Here is a 16643-nt window from a genome sequence, read left to right on the forward strand (position 1 = left end):
GGCGCGCCGGTTCGTCCAGCCACTCCATGTCAACTCCAGCCGCGATAGGGGCCGTCGATGAGCTGGAACACCGGCTGGCTGCGCACCGGGTCCTGGGCGGTGGAGAGCTGGACCCGGTCGCCGCTGTGGACGTCGGCGGGCGCGCCCATCACCCGGCCGCGCACGGTGAACCCCTCCGCCATCTCGATGAGGGAGACGTTGCGAGCCGCCGGGGTGTTGCGGTGGACGATGGTGGAGTGGCGTACGACGCCGGCCCCCGCGCTCGTCTCCGTGCGCAGGTCGCTGCCCGCGCAGACCGGGCAGAGTAGGCGGTGGTACATCGCCGTCCCGCACCAGCGGCACCGCTGGAAGAGGAGGGCGTCCGAGCTCGACGTCCCGTTCGGCGCGGAGTCGCTGCCGAGTATGTCCGTCGCGGGTCCGACGCCCGGATGTAGGGCGATTCCTGAGGGGTACACGATGTCATCTCCCTGCACTGGGCCGGAGTCTGAGGTGCCCGGAGCGCCGCGCACGAGCCACAGGGTATGGCACTGAGTGCCACTCGTAAAGGCACTCGGTACCCTCACATGAGGAAGTGGGTGCGATTCGGTGTCTCAATCCCGGCCGAACGCGGACTCGATCTCCCGTACGACGCGCCACATCGGTGCCCCGCGCCGGGAGATCACGACGACCACGTCCTCCTGCTCCTCGCCCGGCGCGCCACCGTCTCCGGGGGAACCGCCGAACGAGGCCTGCACGTATCCCAGCGCGTGGTCCACGGCCGTGTCGGGATCGCTCTGTCCGTCCGAACGCAGCCAGGAGCGCAGGGCGTTGTTGTGCGCGGCGACCACCGCCGCGGCGATGACGTCGGCCTGCAGGGTGCCGTCGGGCCGGCCGGCGAAGCGGCCGCGCAGATACTCCGCGAGCGCGCGCTCGTAACGCCAGACGACCGACAGCTCGTGCGCGCGCAGTCCGGGGACCTTCTTGGTGAGGCGGTAGCGCTGCACGGAGAAGGTCGGGTTCTCGGCGTACATGCGCAGCACCAGCCGGGCGGCGTCGCACACCCTGCGCACCGGCTCCTCCTCGCCGGTGCCGGCGCCCAGGAACGCCGTCATGTCGGTCAGGCAGCGCTCGTGGTCCGGGAAGACCACGGCCTCCTTGGAGGGGAAGTAGCGGAAGAAGGACCGTCGGCCGACACCGGCGAGCGCGACGATGTCGTCGACCGTGGTCTGCTCGTACCCGCGCTCCAGGAACAGCTGGAAGGCCGCCGCGACCAGCGCGTCCCGCATGGGCGGCTTCGCCGTCGTCGTGTCCGGGGTGTCGCCGCCACGGGGTTCCTCGCTCATGGTCGGAACCTAGCATCGTGCGGAACGTGTGGCACTGAGTGCACAAGATCGAGGGAACTGAGTGCCCCCGGTGAAGGTGCTGGTCGATCGCGTGCCCCGTCGGCGTCGGCGTCGGTGTCGGCGCTCGGCGTCGGGGCTCGGCCTGACGCGGGCGCCCGCGGACCTGCCGCCGTCGAGTCGCCGCGGAAGAACTGATTCCCTATGTGTCGGAAATGTGGCTGAGTGTGAACTCATCGTGTTTTCAAGGAGGTTGACAGCCCCTGCACAGTGATCGACTATGTGGTCGAGCTGTGGCCCATGTGACCAGTGGGCCCAGTGTTTCTTCGACCACTCATCCCCGGTGCGGCCCCCGGCTGCTTTGTGCTGCCCTGCCGCCGATGACCGGGTCCTGGATCATCAAGATGGGATCTGCATGTCCATAGCGAGACGTGTCACCCTTCGCTGCCTGCTGGGGACGGGCGCGGCGGTCCTCGCCCTCTCCGCGGGCACCACCAGCGCCTGGGCCACGGGTACCCCCGGCGGAGACGGCTGGGACAGCGGCAACAGCGCCTACAAGCCCGGGCAGGGCGCCGGTACGGTGACCGCGGCGGATCGCTGCGAGTTCTCCCTGGACGGGACGAACTTCTACGACTGGGTCCGCGTCGACGACCAGAACCTGAAGCCCACCGAAGACGGCAAGGTGCACATCAAGGTGCGCGCGGCGGGCGACGCCGGTTCCTGCACCGCCTCTCTCGCGGCGTACCGCACCCACGGGGCCACCTTCAAGACCTCCGGTGAGCAGGTCTTCCACGACTTCGACAGCGTCAAGGTCAAGCCGGGCGAGACCGACTTCCTCGACCTCGCGGTGCCCGACGCCGGCTGCTACGCGCAGATCGACCTCTACCGCGGCGCCGTGAAGTTCGACGGCAAGCTCGACGCCAACGACGGCTTCGAGCACGGCGACCTGCCCAAGGGGCCGGACCGCGCGGTCATCAAGGACAAGCTGATCATGGCGTGGAACGGCGGCAAGAAGGACTGCACGGCGCAGCCGCCGAGCACGCCCGAGACCACGCCTCCGGCCTCGACTCCGCCGGCCTCCACGCCGCCCGCGGAGACCCCGGGCAGCCCGACCCCGACGACGCCCGACGAGCCGTCGACCCCGGAGACGACGCCCGCCACCCCGTCGGCCTCCGACTCGACCACGCCGCCGGCTCCCTCGCCGAACGGCGGCCAGTCGACGCCGCCCGGCGACCTCGCGGAGACGGGCGGTGGCAACACCCTGCCGATCGCCGCCGGCGCCGCGGCCCTGGTCGTGGCCGGTGGAGCGATCACCGTCGTCACCCGGCGTCGACGCTCGACGCGCACCAGCTCGTGACGTCTGTCGTCGGGCGTCTGTCGTCTGACAGGCGTTTTTGAAATCTGAAATCTGAAATCTGAAATCTGTCATCTGTCATCTGTCGTCTGACATCTGAAGCATCGGATCGCGACGACTCTCCGACGGGCCCCGGCACTCACCGAGTACGTGAGCACCGGGGCCCGTTGCGCGATTCAGATTGATGAAGCGGGCTCACGGACATGAACATAGTGCGATCGACCCCGACCTGGAGGCAGTCCGCACATGAACTCGACCGACAGTCGCATCCGTCAGCTCATCGTCACACCGATCGCCTTCAGCGATCCGCCGCTCCTCAACTCCAGCGGAGTGCACGAGCCCCTCGCGCTGCGCTGTGTCCTGCAACTCGTCCTGGAGGACGGCACCGTGGGCCTGGGCGAGACCCCCGGCGGCGACGACCGGCTCGAACGTCTGTTGGCCGCCGGGAAGGTGATCGTCGGCATGGACGTCTTCGACACCACGGCCGTCGCCGCCGCCATCGACGCCACCCTGCTGCCCACCGTGCCCGGCTCCCACGAGCGTGGCTGGATCACCTCCGCCGTGGAGGTGGCCTGCCTCGACGCGCAGGGCAGGCTCACCGGACGCCCCGTCAGTGATCTGCTGGGCGGCAGGGTCCGCGACTCCGTGCCCTTCGCCGCGTACCTCTTCTACAAGTGGGCCGAACACCCGGCGCTCGACGGCCGCCCGGCGATCGGCGACGGCTGGGGCGAGGCCCTCGACCCGGCGGGCATCGTCGAGCAGGCCAGGGTGATGCGACAGCGGTACGGATTCGACTCGTTCAAGCTGAAGGGCGGAGTCTTCCCGCCGGACGAGGAGATCGCCGCGATGAAGGCCCTCGCCGAGGCCTTCCCCGGCAGCCCGCTCCGCCTGGACCCCAACACGGCCTGGACCGTGGAGACCTCGCGGCAGGTGGCACGCGAACTGGTGGGCGTGGTCGAGTACTTGGAGGACCCCACCCCCACCCTCGCCGGTATGGCCGAGGTCGCCGAGACCTCACCCATGCCGCTGGCCACCAACATGTGCGTGATCGCCTGGGAACACCTGCGCCCGGCCGTGGAACAGAACGCGATCCAGGTCCTCCTCACCGACCACCACTACTGGGGCGGGCTGCGCCGCACCCGTGAACTCGCGGCCGTGTGCGAGGCGTTCGGCATCGGACTCTCGATGCACTCCAACTCCCACCTCGGCATCAGCCTCGCCGCGATGACCCACGTGGCCGCGACCCTCCCGAACCTCGACCACTCCTGCGACACCCACTACCCGTGGAACTCCGCGGACGACGTGATCGTCCCCGGCCCGCTGGAACTGCGGGACGGCGCGGTCAAGGTCCCCACCGGTCCCGGCCTCGGCGTCGAACTGGACCACGACGCCCTGAAGCGCCTGCACCGCCGCTATCTCGACTCGGGCCTGCGCGGCCGCGACGACACCGGCTACATGCGGCGATTCCATCCCGAGTACGAACTGCGACTTCCACGCTGGTGATCCGGAGGCCGTGGACGACACCTCAGGGGATCACCACGGTACGACTCCCTTGTCGTCGAACAGCTGGCCGGTAGGGCCGTCGTCGGGCAGAGCCGCCAACCGAATGGCGATCACCGCGCCCTGCGCAGGGGTCTGAGTACCGCTGAACCCGTTGAGGTCGGTGGCCACGTAGCCGGGGCAGGCGTTGTTGACCAAGATGTTGGTGCCGCTCAACTCCTTGGCGTACTGGATGGTGACGGCGTTGAGGTAGGTCTTCGTCGGCGCGTACGCCCCGCTGATGCCTCCGAGGTCGACACCGGGGGTGGTCTGCAGGGCCAGAGAGCCGACATGGCTGGACTGGTTGACGATCCGCGGGTGCGCCGAGTGGCGCAGCAGCGGCAGCATCGCGTTGGTGACCCGGATGACTCCGATGACGTTGGTCTCCACCAGCCGCCGCACGGTCTCGAGGTCGGTCGTCGTGGGCTCGTCCGGCCAACTGCTGGCAGCGCCGGCGTTGTTGACCAGCACGTCGAGGCGTTCCGCGCGCTCCTCGATCAACCGCGCCGCGGCCCTCACGCTCTCGTCGTCGGTCACGTCCAGGGGAACGCCGAACGCGTCGACACCCGCCGCGCGCAGTTTCGCCACGGCGTCCGCCCTGCGCTGCCCGTCCCGAGCGCCGACACCGACGCTCCAGCCCAATGCGCCCAGCCCGGCCGCGATCTCGTACCCGATTCCCTTGTTCGCGCCGGTGACCAGCGCGATCGTCTTCTCACTCATGACAGCGAGCATGGCTGCGCTTCGACCCGGCACCAACACCATCTCGGTCATCCAGCGATACCTGAGCGGCATCGATCGGCCGTGCGCCGGAGTTACTGTGAACGGATGGAGATACGCGAGTTGCGGTACTTCGTCGCCATCGCCGAGGAACTGCACTTCGGGAAGGCCGCTCAGCGTCTGGAGATGGCCCAACCACCCCTGTCCCGCACGATCGCCCGGCTCGAACGACAGCTCGGGGTCACGCTGCTGGAGCGCACCAGCCGCAAGGTCACGCTCACCGAGGCCGGGGCCGTGCTGCTGTCCGAGGGGCGTGCGATCCTCAGCGCGGTAGCCGCGGCCGAGCGGCGTACCCAGCAGGCTGCGCACAGGCGTCCCCGTCTCGTCCTCGCCGTCAAGTCCGGCACCACCGGCGAGTTGTTGGCAAAACTGCTCGATGCCTACCGCGCGGAGCCCGGCGCGGCCACCGTCGATCTGCTGCTCTGTGAGGCGCATCAGCATCAGAAACTGTTGCAGGACGGGCAGGCCGACGTGGCTCTGCTGCACTTGCCCTTCGATTCGACGGTCGGACTCGACACCGAGACCCTCTACACCGAGGGACAGGTGGCGATCCTGCCCAGCTCGCACTCACTTGCGGGCCGCTCTCAGGTCAGGACGGCCGAGGTCACCGCGCTCCCGGAACTCCCGATGGCACGCTGGCCCGGTCCTGGCGGCAGCTACCCGGAGGGGCCAGGGGCGGAGGTACGGAACCTGACACAGCTCTTCCAGCTGATCGCGCTCGGCCGTACCACCGCGATCATGCCCGAGTCCGCCGGCACCGACCTGCGCCGGGATCTCGCCGCCGTGCCGGTCCTGGACGCTCCGCCCGTGACAACGGTGATCGCCTGGCCGTCGCAGAGCCGACTTCGCGCGGTCGCCGACCTGATCCGGGTGGCGACACGTCTTTGACCGGCTGTTCTCCTCGTGGGGGAGCCGTCATCAGCAGTGCGGGGGTGGCTGCCCGGCCGGGTCAGCGGTCGCGGTCCCGTACGTGCAGGTGACCGGCGAGGGGGTAGGCGGGCGGTGCCGCGGGCAGGACCGTGATCAGTTCGTACCCGCACTTCTGCGCGACGCGGCACGACGCCGTGTTGTCCACTTGATGCAGGAGTTCAAGGCGCTTCGGCCCGTCACCGGGGAAGGCGGTGAGGGCCCAGTTCGTCAGCGCCCGCAGTGCTCGGGGCGCCACTGTCCGGCCGCGCGCATGCGCCGCGGTCCAGTAGCCGACCTCGGCGGACGAAGCGCCCGGGGTGGCGTTCTTGAGGACCACGTGACCCGCCAACTGTCCCTCAGCGCCCCCGGCTTGGGCTTCCAGGACGGCGAATCCGAAACGGTCTCCCGCCTCCCATCCTTGTTGCTGGTCCTGAATCCACCGTGCCGCGCTCGCCACGTCGTTCACGGCCGAGCTCGTCCATCGGCGCAGGGCGTCATCCTGATACAGCTCCACCAGATCGGCAGCATCTGTCGGGTTCCAGGGGCGCAGTATGAGAGCGGGAGCTGACGATGTGGCGTCTGCCCCCAGCCGTACATCGATTCTGTCCATCGGCCGAGAGTACGTGGCCGCGGTGGCGCTGTCGCGGCGGGTTCTAGGCGGTGGTGCCGCCCGAGTAGTCGCTGTCGAAAGTGGTCTCGATGGTGGTGGCAACGGCTTGGGCCACGCCGGTGCCCGTGAGGATGATGTCCAGTTCCCGGTTGGGCCGGGAGCAGATCAAGCTCGTGGTGCGCATCGCGCGACGCCGTCGTGGCGCGATCGACGCCACGCGTTCGTCGCCACCAGCGTGGCAAGGGCGGCCGCCGCCAGCCCGGCGAGCATGGCCGCTCGGTCACCGACCGCCGTGGAGGCGTGCCGCGTGCGGTCGACCGCGTCGGCGACCGCGGGAAGCAGCGCTGCTCCGATCGCGGCGCCCAGCTGCCGACTTGTGTTGATCACTCCGCCGACCAGGCCCTGGTCGCGGTCGGCGACACCGGCGCTGGCGGTGACCATGCTGCCGAACGCCATGCCGGCCGTGCCGCAGCCGACCACCGTCACCGCCGCGAGCGGCAGGTGGGATCCACCGCTCCCCGGGAGCTGGGTCAGGGCCGCGAAGCCGATGGTGGCGGCGGCTCCGGTCGCCACCAGCACTTTCTGTATGCCGAGGTGCCGTGCCAACCGGGCGCCCAGCAGGCCGGTCGCGAGCCCGAAGACTCCCTGTGGGGCGATGGTCAGTCCGGCCGCGAGCGGGGACATGTGCAGTACTTGCTGGAGATACACGGACAGCACGAGCATCTCGCCGCCGTTCCACAGGCCGAGCAGCAGCATGAGGGCGCCGGCGCTGCGCAGCCCGTGAAGACGCAGCAGCGCCGGCTGCATGAGCGGGTCGGCATGGTGGTGTTCGTTCGCTATGAAGGCTGCCGCGGCCAGGGTCGACAGTGCGAGCGGGACCAGCACGTCGGCCGTGCCGATGCCCGTGCCGCCGCCGCGGGAGACGGCGAAGACCAGGGCGCCCACCGCCAGGGTGATGAGCAGCGCACCCGAAGCGTCCAGATGCCGCCCCGTACGCGGCGATCTCGACTCCCGCAGGATACGGGGGGCGAGCAGCAGGGCGGCCAGCCCCACGGGGACGTTCACCAGGAACACCGAGCGCCAGGTGAGGAACTCCACCAGTACGCCGCCGAGCACTTGGCCGGCGACGAAGCCGACCGAGGCGGTGGCGCCGTACAGGCCCAGCGCCCTGGTGCGGCGCGGGCCTTCGGGGAAGCCCGTGGTGATGAGTGACAGTGCGGCGGGCGCGACCATCGCGGCCCCGCTCCCCTGCACCACCCGGGGGGCGATCAGCAGTACCGGGTCGCGGGCAGTCCGCCGGCCAGTGATGCGGCGGTGAACACGGCGATCCCGGCGAGGAACAGGCGTCGGCGGCCGTAGAGATCACCCGCTCGGCCGCCGAGGATCAGCAGGCCGCCGAAGGCGATGGCGTAGCCCGTGACCACCCACTGCACCGTGGCGGCCGAAACGCCGAGCTCACGCTGGATCGACGACAGCGCGACGTTCACGATGCTGAAGTCCAGTACCACCATGAAGGCGGCGACCAGGATGAGCGCCAGCCCCAGCCGCCCGTGTTCGGCCGTCGGGGCGGCGGCGGTGCCGGGGCGCTCCTGGTCCGCCACCGTGGTGACGGTGTCAGAGGGCTGCCTCGCTGCTGCGTACCGCGTGGTCGGGCCCGTGGGGCAGGCGTTCGTCCTCATCGCCGTGCGTCCTTTCGCTGCGCCGGCTCGGTCAGGCCGTGATGTAGACCGCGGACAGGTCGTTGTCGGCGTGCAGGAGGGCGGTCTGCCGCCAGCGGGGGAGCAGCGCTTCTGTGAGCGCGAGTCGAGTGCCACTGGAGTGCGCGGCCTGCACCGCGAGTTCGGCGTCCTTGAGGGCGTGCTTGAGCGCGAACGCGGGGGTGAAGTTGCCGGCCAGCATGGTCGTGGCCTTTTGCACCGCGTACGGACTTCCGAGCGGGGTCGACCGCAGCAGTTCCACGATCGAGGCGGGGTCCAGGCCCAGGTGGCCGGCGAAGGACAGGGTTTCCGCGGTCGCTTCCACGAGGTTGACGAGCCAGCTGTTCAACACCAGTTTCGCCTTGGTGCCGTCGCCGGCCGGGCCCAGCCAGAGCGTGGCCCGGCCCAGCGCGCCGAACACGGGCGCCAGGACGTCCTGTACCCGATCGGGCCCGCTGGCCAGGATGACCAGTTGTCCCTCCTGGGCCGGCCCTTCACTTCCGGAAACCGGAGCGTCCACGAACGTCACTCCCTGCCGGGCGGCCATGACCGCGAGTCTCGCCGACCAGCCGGCTCCAATAGTGGCCATCTGCACCCAGATCAGCCCGGGGAACCGGGCCAGGAACCCGTCCGGGCCGGTCGCGGCCCGCTCGGTGGCGGGCCCGTCGGCCATCATGCTGATGACGATTCCGGCGCCCTGGACGGCTTCGGCCGGGCTGCGTGCGACGAACACTCCCTGCCGGGCGAGGTCCGCGGTGCGGCTGGTGGTCCGGTTCCACACCCGCAGCTCGAAGCCGCCGTGGGCCAGGTTGGCGGCCATCGGGCCGCCCATCCGCCCGGTGCCCAGGAACGCGATCACCGGTGTCTTCGTGCGGTGGCCGCCGCTCGGGCGGACCGAGGTGCTGTGCTGTGCGGGGGTCTGAGGGGTGGTCATGCCATGCCTTCCGGGGTGGGACCGCCGACCGGTACCGCGGCGGTCATGATGCGGTCGATCTCGGCCAGGTCGGACCGGGTGAGGGTCAGGTCCAGGGCGCCGAGGTTCTGCGTCAGGTGGGCCGGGGTGCGGGCGCCGACGATGGCGACCTGGACGGCCGGGTGGGCCAGCACCCAGGCGACCGCCAGCGTGGCGACCGATACGCCGCGATGGGCGGCGAAGGCGCGAAGGGCCGCGACGACGTGGAGATTGCGGGCGAAGCCGGGACCGGTCAAGGCCGGATGGTCGGCGCGCCAGTCACCGGGATCGAACCTGGTGCCCTCGGTGAGGGCTCCACCGAGCAGCCCGTGGGCCAGTGGTCCGTAGGCCAGCACCCCGATGTGGTGCGCGACGGCATAGGGCAGCAGGTCGGCTTCGATGTCGCGGCGGAAGAGGTGGTAGGGCGGCTGGATGGTCGCCACCGGCAGCACCGTGGCGAACTCGGCGATCTGCGCGGGGCTGTAGTTGGAGACACCTACGTGGCGGATCATGCCTTCCCGTACCAGTTCGGCGAGCGCGGCTGCCGTGTCCGGGACGGGGGTGCCCGGGTCGGGCCAGTGCACCTGATACAGGTCGATGTGGTCGGTGCCCAGTGCTTCCAGACTGGCCTCCACGCCCTTGCGCAGCCACGCCGGGCCGGCGTCGCGGACCAGCCGGTCGCCGTCCATGCGCAGTCCGCCCTTGGTGGCGATCACCACCGAATCACGGGCCGAGCGCAGGTCGTGGGCCAGAGCCGACCCGAGCAGCCGCTCGGACCGGCCGAACCCGTAGGCCTGTGCGGTGTCGAAGAAGTTGATGCCCATCGACCTGGCGCAGCCGATCGCCTCGCGCGCCGCGCCTTCGTCCACGGGCCCCCAGTCCCCGCCGAACTGCCAGGTGCCGTAGGCCAGGGGGGTCACTTCCAGGCCCGTCGCTCCCAGTGTCACCGTCTGCATGTCGTCCTCCTCGGATGGCCGGAGCCCTTGCTGGCTGGGGCCTTCCTTGTCGACGCTCACATCCGCGGGGACCGGCCGGTAGGGGCCGTCTGCTTGCCGGGATACAACCTGGCGTTGTGGCTGGTGGAGGTCGGCGCGGGGCGCAGCGGGCCCTGTGACGTGCGCCGGGGCCGGCGTGGGTGGCTGAGGAGGCGGGGCAGGGACCCGTGCGCGTACTCCGTCGGCACACGCGCCGGGCCGACGTGGTCACTGGGTGGGCCCGCGTGGTCACTGGGCGGGACGGCGCGTCTGCCTGCCGCCGCGTCGTTGATCGCGGTGGGTGAGGATGTGGGTGATCAGATCCCGTGCCACACCGCTGGGCGGGCTGGTGGCACCGTCCCAGATGACGCGCAAGGTTCTGCTCAGGTCGAGTTCAGGCGTCTGAACCCTGATGAGCCGGCCCGTGGTCAGGTCGTCCTCGACGGCCAGTTCGCTGATGACCGCCGGTGCCGAGCCGACCAGCGCGGCAGCGCGGACCGCCGCGGTGGTGGGCAGCCATTGCGCCGGGCCGGCTCGGGAGGAACCGGGGCCGAGCACGGCGGCCAGCGCGGACGCCAGGGTCTCCCAGGTGCCGGAACCGGCCTCGCGGCTCACCAGCGGAGTGGCGGCCAGCTCGGCGGCGCCGACCGGTCGGCGGCGGCCGGCCCAGGGGTGGTCCGGAGCGACGACCACCGCGAGCCGGTCGTGGCCGACGACCCTGCCGTGGAGCCCGGCCGGCCGCTGTGGGCCCTCGGTGAATCCGATGTCAGCGGTGCCCTCGGTGACGTGGGTGATGACCGTGGCCGTATTGATCGCTGTCAGGACGATCTCCGGGGCGGCATCGCCCACTCGTCCCGCCGCCCGGAAGGAGGCCAGCCAGCCCGGCAGGAGCTGTTCGGCGATGGTCAGGCTGGCGCTGACCCGCAGCCGGGCGCGCCGGTCCGCCCGGAGGGCAGCGATCCCGGCGTCCACCTCGGCCGCGGCTTCGAGCAGCCGGGCGGCCCACTCGGCGATCATCACGCCTTCCGCGGTCAGCCTGGACCCGCGCGGACTACGGTGCACCAGCGTCACGCCGGTCTGGGCCTCCATCGCCCTGATCCGCGCCGACACCGCCTGCTGGCTCACCCCCGCCGCCCTGGCGGCGCTGTTGAGGCTGCCCTCCTGGGCGACGCCGAGCAGCAACTCCAGCGCGGCCAGGTCGGGGACATGTGTGCTGAGCGCCATGGCACCGTCCTCCCAGCTGCAAGCCGGGGTTGTATCCCCTCAAGTTTACGGCCGCTACCAGGGGCCCTCAGTGTCTGCCACCGTCGAAACACGACCGCGCCACGACGGGGAGCGACCCGTTGGCGGGACGCCAGGGGCGGGCCCTGTCCGCCAGGCCCGGCAGGCTCCACGGTCCGCCGACCGGCGCCGCCGCCCCCACGCTCCTCCCTGTTGCGGCGCTCTCAACAACCATGATCGGCAAGGAGACCCCTTCCATGACCACGACGCTATTGCGGCCGTCCGAGCACCAGGACAGGCGTTCGTTTCTCCTGCAGCGTGCGCAACCCGCCATGACCGGACTGATCGACGGCTCGCTGTCCACGCTGGCACCGATCTTCGCCGTCGCTTTCGCCACGCACCAACCGCGCTACGCGTTCTTCGCGGGGCTGGCCACCGCCATCGGCGCCGGTGTCAGCATGGCCTTCTCCGAAGGCCTGTCCGACACCGGAGACCTGACCGGCCGCGGCAATCCCCATCTGCGCGGAGCCATCACCGGGGCAGGCACGTTTCTCGGCGGAGTGCTGCACACCCTGCCCTTCCTGATACCCCAGTACCACGCTGCCCTCGCCGTGGCGCTGGCCACGATCACCCTCGAACTGGTCAGTCTGGCCTGGATCCGGTGGCGCTTCTTCGGCACTGGCTTCCTCCGCTCGTTCGTCTCCATCGCGATCGGCGGAGCGATCATCGCCGGCGTCAGCGCCATGCTCGGTGCGGTCACCTGACGGGGAGCCCCAGGACTCGCGGACATGTTCGAGAAGTACCTGGACGAGGACGCCGGGCCCGAGGAGCGGCGGGGGGCGGACGTCTGGCGGCGCGGGCTGCAGCTCGACGTGGAGTCCGACATCACCCACGTCCTCATGGATCCCGAGGACCTGGATGAGGCCGGTGAGTGGGCCGTGTACACATGGGCGAGCCGGCGGGCCACGCCACCCGAGCGGCATGCGAACTTCCTTGAGTTCATACGGGACATGGACCGGGAGTTCCACAGCCTGCGGGCGCACCGGAGCGACGGGGAGCCGGTGTTTCGCCAACGACACGACACGCAGGGCACGGTCAGCGTATGAGCGCGCAGCCGAGGGTCAGGCAGGCGGGCTGAGTGACGGCGAGTGGGTACCGGCTGTGGGGCTGTCGGCCCCCGCGGGGAAGGCCCATCACCCATCGATGACGTGAGAGCGCGGGCCCGTCGCACCTGGCGTCCGCCCCGGCGGAGGGCGTGCGCCAAGCCGCCGACCGGGATGCCCCGCAGGCCCGTTGCTCCGTCCCTCGACACGCTGAATTCATTGAGCGGTCCGCCGTCGTCCCCTCCCCCCGGACGCGTGGCGGCCGACGACCCGCATGCTCGCGGCGCAACTGTGCCATGGCACAAGAGCGACAGGTGCGACCCCTTGAACGACGCCGGGGGAGGCCGGAGGATCCAGTGATCTTTCGCTCTTCGCCGCGTCTCAGGAGTCTTCCTTGCCCAAGGTTCCCATCCCCCGGCCCGGGCCGATCGCCCTCGCCATGGCGGCCGCGCTGACAGTCGGCGTCATACCGGCGACTGCCGCTGTGTCCGCGTACTCCGCCGGTGAGGTGTCGCACAACGACGCCGGACACCAAACCCCCGGCGATGCCGGCACGCACACCGTCACCCTGATCACGGGTGACAAGGTCACCATCGGGACCGCCGCCGACGGCACCGTCGTGCGCTCCTTTCAGGCCGCCAGCGGATCCACCACCGGCTTCCACCGCGCTGTCGTGGACGGCGCCACCTATGTCTACCCCGACGCCGTCCTGCCGTACGTGAGCGCCGGCAAACTCGACAAGCAGCTCTTCAACGTGACGCGGCTGATCGCCGAGGGCTATGACGACGCGCACAGCTCCCGGCTGCCGCTGATCGTGCGCTACACCGGAGCCGCCGCCAAGGCCCGTACCCGGACGAAGATGGCCGGCTCGACCGACGTCCGCCGCCTGGACAGCATCCAGGGCGCGGCCCTCGCGCAGAACCACAAGCAGGCACCGGAGTTCTGGTCCTCGCTCACCGGGGGTTCCGGCGCGGCGGCCCGGTCCGCGAAGCCGTCCTTCGCGGGCGGCGTCGCCAAGGTGTGGCTCGACGGCAAGGTGAAGGCCGATCTGGCCGACTCCACCGCCCAGATCGGCGCGCAGAAGGTATGGGCGGAGGGCGACACCGGCCAGGGCGTGAAGGTCGCGATGCTCGACAGCGGCGCGGACACCGAACACCCGGACCTGGTCGGGCAGGTGTCCGACAGCGCCAGCTTCGTCCCCGGCGAGGACGACATCGCCGACTACAACGGCCACGGCACGCACGTCGCCTCGACCATCGTCGGCACGGGCAGTGCCTCCGACGGCAAGGAGCGGGGTGTCGCCTCCGGCGCCCGGCTGGCCGTCGGCAAGGTGCTCAACTCCGAGGGCAGCGGCCAGGAATCCTGGATCATCGCGGGCATGGAGTGGGCCGCCCGCGACCAGAAGGCCAGGATCATCAGCATGAGCCTGGGCGGCAGCGGTGACAAGACCGACCCGATGAGCCAGGCCGTCGACGAACTCAGCCACGACACGGGCGCGTTGTTCGTGATCGCGGCGGGCAACGGCGGCCCGCACTCCATCAGCAGCCCCGGTGCCGCGGACTCCGCGCTGACCGTCGGCGCCGTCGACTCCACCGACACGCTCGCCGACTTCTCCAGCCAGGGCCCGCGTGACGGCGACGGCGGGCTGAAGCCGGAGATCACCGCGCCCGGCGTCGACATCGTCGCGGCGCGCTCGCACTACAAGCGCGGCTCCGGCTACTACACCACGATGAGCGGCACGTCGATGGCGACGCCGCACGTCGCCGGTGCCGCCGCGCTCCTCGCCTCGGAGCACCCCGACTGGACGGGCACCCAGCTCAAGGAGGCGCTGGTCAGCAGCGCCAAGACAACCCCGGCGTACACCCCGTACCAGGCGGGCGCCGGCCGACTCGACGCGCTGGCGGCCGTGCACACCACGGTCTTCGCCACCACGAGCGCCTACTCCGGCTTCTACACCTGGCCGCCGAAGCCGGGGCAGACCGACGTCCGGACGGTGACGTACACCAACGTCGGCGACACACCGGCCAACCTCGACCTGGCGGTCAACGGCACCGTCCCGGCGGGGTTGTTCAGCCTCTCCGCCGACCACGTCATCGTGCCCGCCCACGGCACCGCCATGGTCACCCTGACGGCGGATCTGGACAAGCTGGGCGGCGACCAGTCGGTCAGCGCCATGATCACCGGTACGGACGGCAGCGGAGCGGTCCGCGCCCGGACTCTGATCGGCGCGGCCCGCGAGGGCCAGCGGCAGAATCTGACCGTGGTCGCCAAGGACCGTTCGGGCAAGCCGCTGGAGGGCCGGGTCGTCCTGACCGCCGAGCACCTCTTCACGGTGATGGACCTCGACGCGTCCGGCACCGGCACGGCGCGGCTGCCCGTCGGCAGCTACAGCGGCTGGCTCACCGGTGACGTGCAGGGCGCCGAAGGCCCGCACTCGCGCGGCATGGTGCTGCTCGCCTTCAACGACGTGAAGCTGGACCAGGACCGTACCGTCACCCTGGACGGCCGCAAGGCACGCCGGATCCTGGCGCGCGTGCCGCAGCAGACCACCGCCGTCGCCCCGCGCCTGGACGCCCACCGGTCCTTCACCGACAGCCTGGTGGAGACGTCGATGCTGCCGGACCCGTCGTACGACAGCATCTGGGCGCTCCCGACCGGCAAGAAGGTCACCGACGGCGAGTTCGAGACCGGCGCCCGCTTCCGCCTCGAGCAGCCCGCGCTGACCGTGAGCACGAAGTCGACGACCTTCAACGACCCGCTGGTCAAGCGCGCGGCCACGCCGTTGCCCGCCGGTACCCGGAACCTGACGGCGGTCTTCGCCGGTGACGGCACGGCCGAGGAGCTCGCGCGGCAGAACGTGCGCGGCAAGGCCGTCGTGGTGCGCGGCGCCGGCACGGAAGGGATCAAGGCTCAGGCGGAGGCCGCCGCGGCCGCCGGCGCCCGGCTGCTGCTGGTCGTCAACGACGGCGTCGGCCGCCTGCAGCCCTGGGACGAGAACCCCTGGAGCCCGGAGAGCCCGGCCCCGGTGACGGTGGCGACGCTCAACGCCGACCAGGGCGCCGACCTGATCGGCCAACTTCGGCACGGCGCGGTCTCGCTGAAGGTCACCTCGCACCCCACGACCGACTACGTCTACGACGTCGTGCACCACTGGACGGGCGCCGTTCCGACGGACCCGACCTGGCGTGAGGAGTCCAAGGACCTCGGCCGGGTGAACGTCTCCTTCCGGAACTACCGGCAGGGCAAGGCGATGGAGTTCCGTCCGGACGTCTGGCGCGGCTGGGCCGTCGGCAACCAGCTCACCGCGCCCGCCCAGGGAGAACGCACCGACTGGGTCACCGCAGGCACCACGTGGCTTGACGACGCCTTCATCCAGGGCGAGACCGGGCAGCACTCGATCGACCCGCTGAACTACCCGGCGCGCAAGACCGGCAAGGTCAGCTGGTTCGGCCCGATCCAGCGGCCCCGCATGGGCCCCATCAACTACCAGCCGGTGCGCTACCTCGACACGATGTACATCACCGCGCCCGGCTGGGGTGACTCGGGGTCCGGCCACGTCGGCGAGGCCGGCGCGAACTTCGACGTCAAGGACTGGATGTCGCTCTACCAGGGCGACCAGCAGCTCGACTGGGGCAACGCCGAGTACCTGCAGGTTCCCGGCCTCGGCGCCGAGCGCCTGCCCTACCGGCTGGTCCTCGACAACGACCGCGGCACCTGGGCCAACCCGTACTCGACGCACACGCTGACCGAGTGGGACTTCACCTCCGCGGTCACCGGCAGCGACGCGGTGGTGTCCCTGCCGCTCATCCAGCTGGACTACGGCGTGGACACCGACAAGTCCGGCCGTGCCGACCGGCACGCCGGCCTGACGGTGACCGCCTCGCACCTGCCGGGCACCACCGCCACCATCGGGAAGCCGACCGTCGAGGTGTCGTACGACGACGGTGCGACCTGGCAGCGGACCGACCTGAGCCGGTGCGACGACGGATGGCGGACGAACCTGCGCGCGCCGCGGTCCGCCGACTTCGTCACGCTCCGGGTCGGCGCGCGGGACAGCGCGGGCAACACCGTCTCGCAGACGATCACTCGGGCCTTCGGCCTGCGCTGACGCCATACCCCGGGAGGTCACCTGGGACAGCACCGCGTGGGTGGGACCGCAGCCGGCGGCCCTGCCCACGCGGCGTTCCC

15 protein-coding genes and 1 pseudogene are annotated in these 16643 nt (G+C 70.9%); 6 read left to right on the forward strand and 10 right to left on the reverse strand.

Annotated elements, in window-relative coordinates:
• Positions 1-29 precede the first annotated feature (29 nt).
• Both FNV62_RS47600 and FNV62_RS47605 read right to left on the reverse strand, forming a co-directional pair.
• Entirely contained in the window at positions 30-458 is a 429-nt protein-coding gene (locus FNV62_RS47600) for a Zn-ribbon domain-containing OB-fold protein (RefSeq protein ID WP_107096582.1), read from the reverse strand.
• 132 nt (positions 459-590) lie between these two features.
• Entirely contained in the window at positions 591-1265 is a 675-nt protein-coding gene (locus FNV62_RS47605) for a TetR family transcriptional regulator (protein ID WP_164331974.1), read from the reverse strand.
• 469 nt (positions 1266-1734) lie between these two features.
• Between FNV62_RS47605 and FNV62_RS47610 the strand changes: the two genes are divergently transcribed.
• On the forward strand, positions 1735-2676 hold the full coding sequence (locus tag FNV62_RS47610) for an LAETG motif-containing sortase-dependent surface protein (protein ID WP_143629684.1): 942 nt from the start codon (positions 1735-1737) through the stop codon (positions 2674-2676).
• A gap of 243 nt (positions 2677-2919) precedes the next feature.
• The gene (locus tag FNV62_RS47615) at positions 2920-4176 is read left to right on the forward strand and encodes a glucarate dehydratase family protein (protein ID WP_144316231.1); all 1257 of its coding nucleotides are present in this window, start codon (positions 2920-2922) and stop codon (positions 4174-4176) included.
• A 30-nt stretch (positions 4177-4206) separates the two neighbouring features.
• On the opposite strand, the gene FNV62_RS47620 is transcribed toward FNV62_RS47615, so the two are convergent.
• Positions 4207-4944 (reverse strand): SDR family oxidoreductase, encoded by a 738-nt coding sequence (locus tag FNV62_RS47620; RefSeq protein ID WP_144316578.1) that lies wholly within the window; start codon positions 4942-4944, stop codon positions 4207-4209.
• Positions 4945-5037: 93 nt separating this feature from the next.
• Between FNV62_RS47620 and FNV62_RS47625 the strand changes: the two genes are divergently transcribed.
• Positions 5038-5877, forward strand: a complete 840-nt coding sequence (locus FNV62_RS47625) for a LysR family transcriptional regulator (protein WP_143629687.1) — start codon at positions 5038-5040, stop codon at positions 5875-5877.
• Positions 5878-5938: 61 nt separating this feature from the next.
• On the opposite strand, the gene FNV62_RS47630 is transcribed toward FNV62_RS47625, so the two are convergent.
• From FNV62_RS47630 to FNV62_RS47660, 7 genes are all read right to left on the reverse strand, one after another.
• Positions 5939-6508, reverse strand: a complete 570-nt coding sequence (locus tag FNV62_RS47630) for a GNAT family N-acetyltransferase (protein WP_143629689.1) — start codon at positions 6506-6508, stop codon at positions 5939-5941.
• Positions 6509-6551: 43 nt separating this feature from the next.
• Complete coding sequence (locus FNV62_RS47635; protein WP_225900648.1) at positions 6552-6692, reverse strand: hypothetical protein; 141 nt, start codon at positions 6690-6692, stop codon at positions 6552-6554.
• A complete protein-coding gene (locus FNV62_RS47640; RefSeq protein WP_260691646.1) occupies positions 6674-7741 on the reverse strand; it encodes an MFS transporter in 1068 nt (355 codons plus the stop codon). Before FNV62_RS47640 ends, FNV62_RS47635 begins: the two co-directional genes overlap by 19 nt.
• A gap of 35 nt (positions 7742-7776) precedes the next feature.
• Positions 7777-8109: an MFS transporter gene (locus FNV62_RS57290; protein WP_164450336.1), complete on the reverse strand. Its 333-nt coding sequence runs from the start codon at positions 8107-8109 to the stop codon at positions 7777-7779.
• A 109-nt stretch (positions 8110-8218) separates the two neighbouring features.
• Positions 8219-9139, reverse strand: a complete 921-nt coding sequence (locus FNV62_RS47650; protein WP_143629693.1) for an NAD(P)-dependent oxidoreductase — start codon at positions 9137-9139, stop codon at positions 8219-8221.
• The gene (locus FNV62_RS47655; protein ID WP_143629695.1) at positions 9136-10113 is read right to left on the reverse strand and encodes an aldo/keto reductase; all 978 of its coding nucleotides are present in this window, start codon (positions 10111-10113) and stop codon (positions 9136-9138) included. The genes FNV62_RS47650 and FNV62_RS47655 overlap by 4 nt, the downstream gene beginning before the upstream one ends.
• Before the next feature lie 267 nt (positions 10114-10380).
• Positions 10381-11355 (reverse strand): LysR family transcriptional regulator, encoded by a 975-nt coding sequence (locus tag FNV62_RS47660; RefSeq protein WP_143629696.1) that lies wholly within the window; start codon positions 11353-11355, stop codon positions 10381-10383.
• Positions 11356-11609: 254 nt separating this feature from the next.
• Between FNV62_RS47660 and FNV62_RS47665 the strand changes: the two genes are divergently transcribed.
• From FNV62_RS47665 to FNV62_RS47675, 3 genes and pseudogenes are all read left to right on the forward strand, one after another.
• Entirely contained in the window at positions 11610-12116 is a 507-nt protein-coding gene (locus FNV62_RS47665; protein WP_143629698.1) for a VIT family protein, read from the forward strand.
• Between the two features lie 12 nt (positions 12117-12128).
• Positions 12129-12471, forward strand: a pseudogene (locus FNV62_RS47670) (SMI1/KNR4 family protein); the annotation flags it as partial.
• A gap of 378 nt (positions 12472-12849) precedes the next feature.
• Positions 12850-16563, forward strand: a complete 3714-nt coding sequence (locus FNV62_RS47675; RefSeq protein WP_225900649.1) for a S8 family serine peptidase — start codon at positions 12850-12852, stop codon at positions 16561-16563.
• Positions 16564-16643: the final 80 nt, after the last annotated feature.

The organism is Streptomyces sp. RLB3-17, assembly GCF_007113425.2.
Classification (GTDB): domain Bacteria; phylum Actinomycetota; class Actinomycetes; order Streptomycetales; family Streptomycetaceae; genus Streptomyces; species Streptomyces mirabilis_D.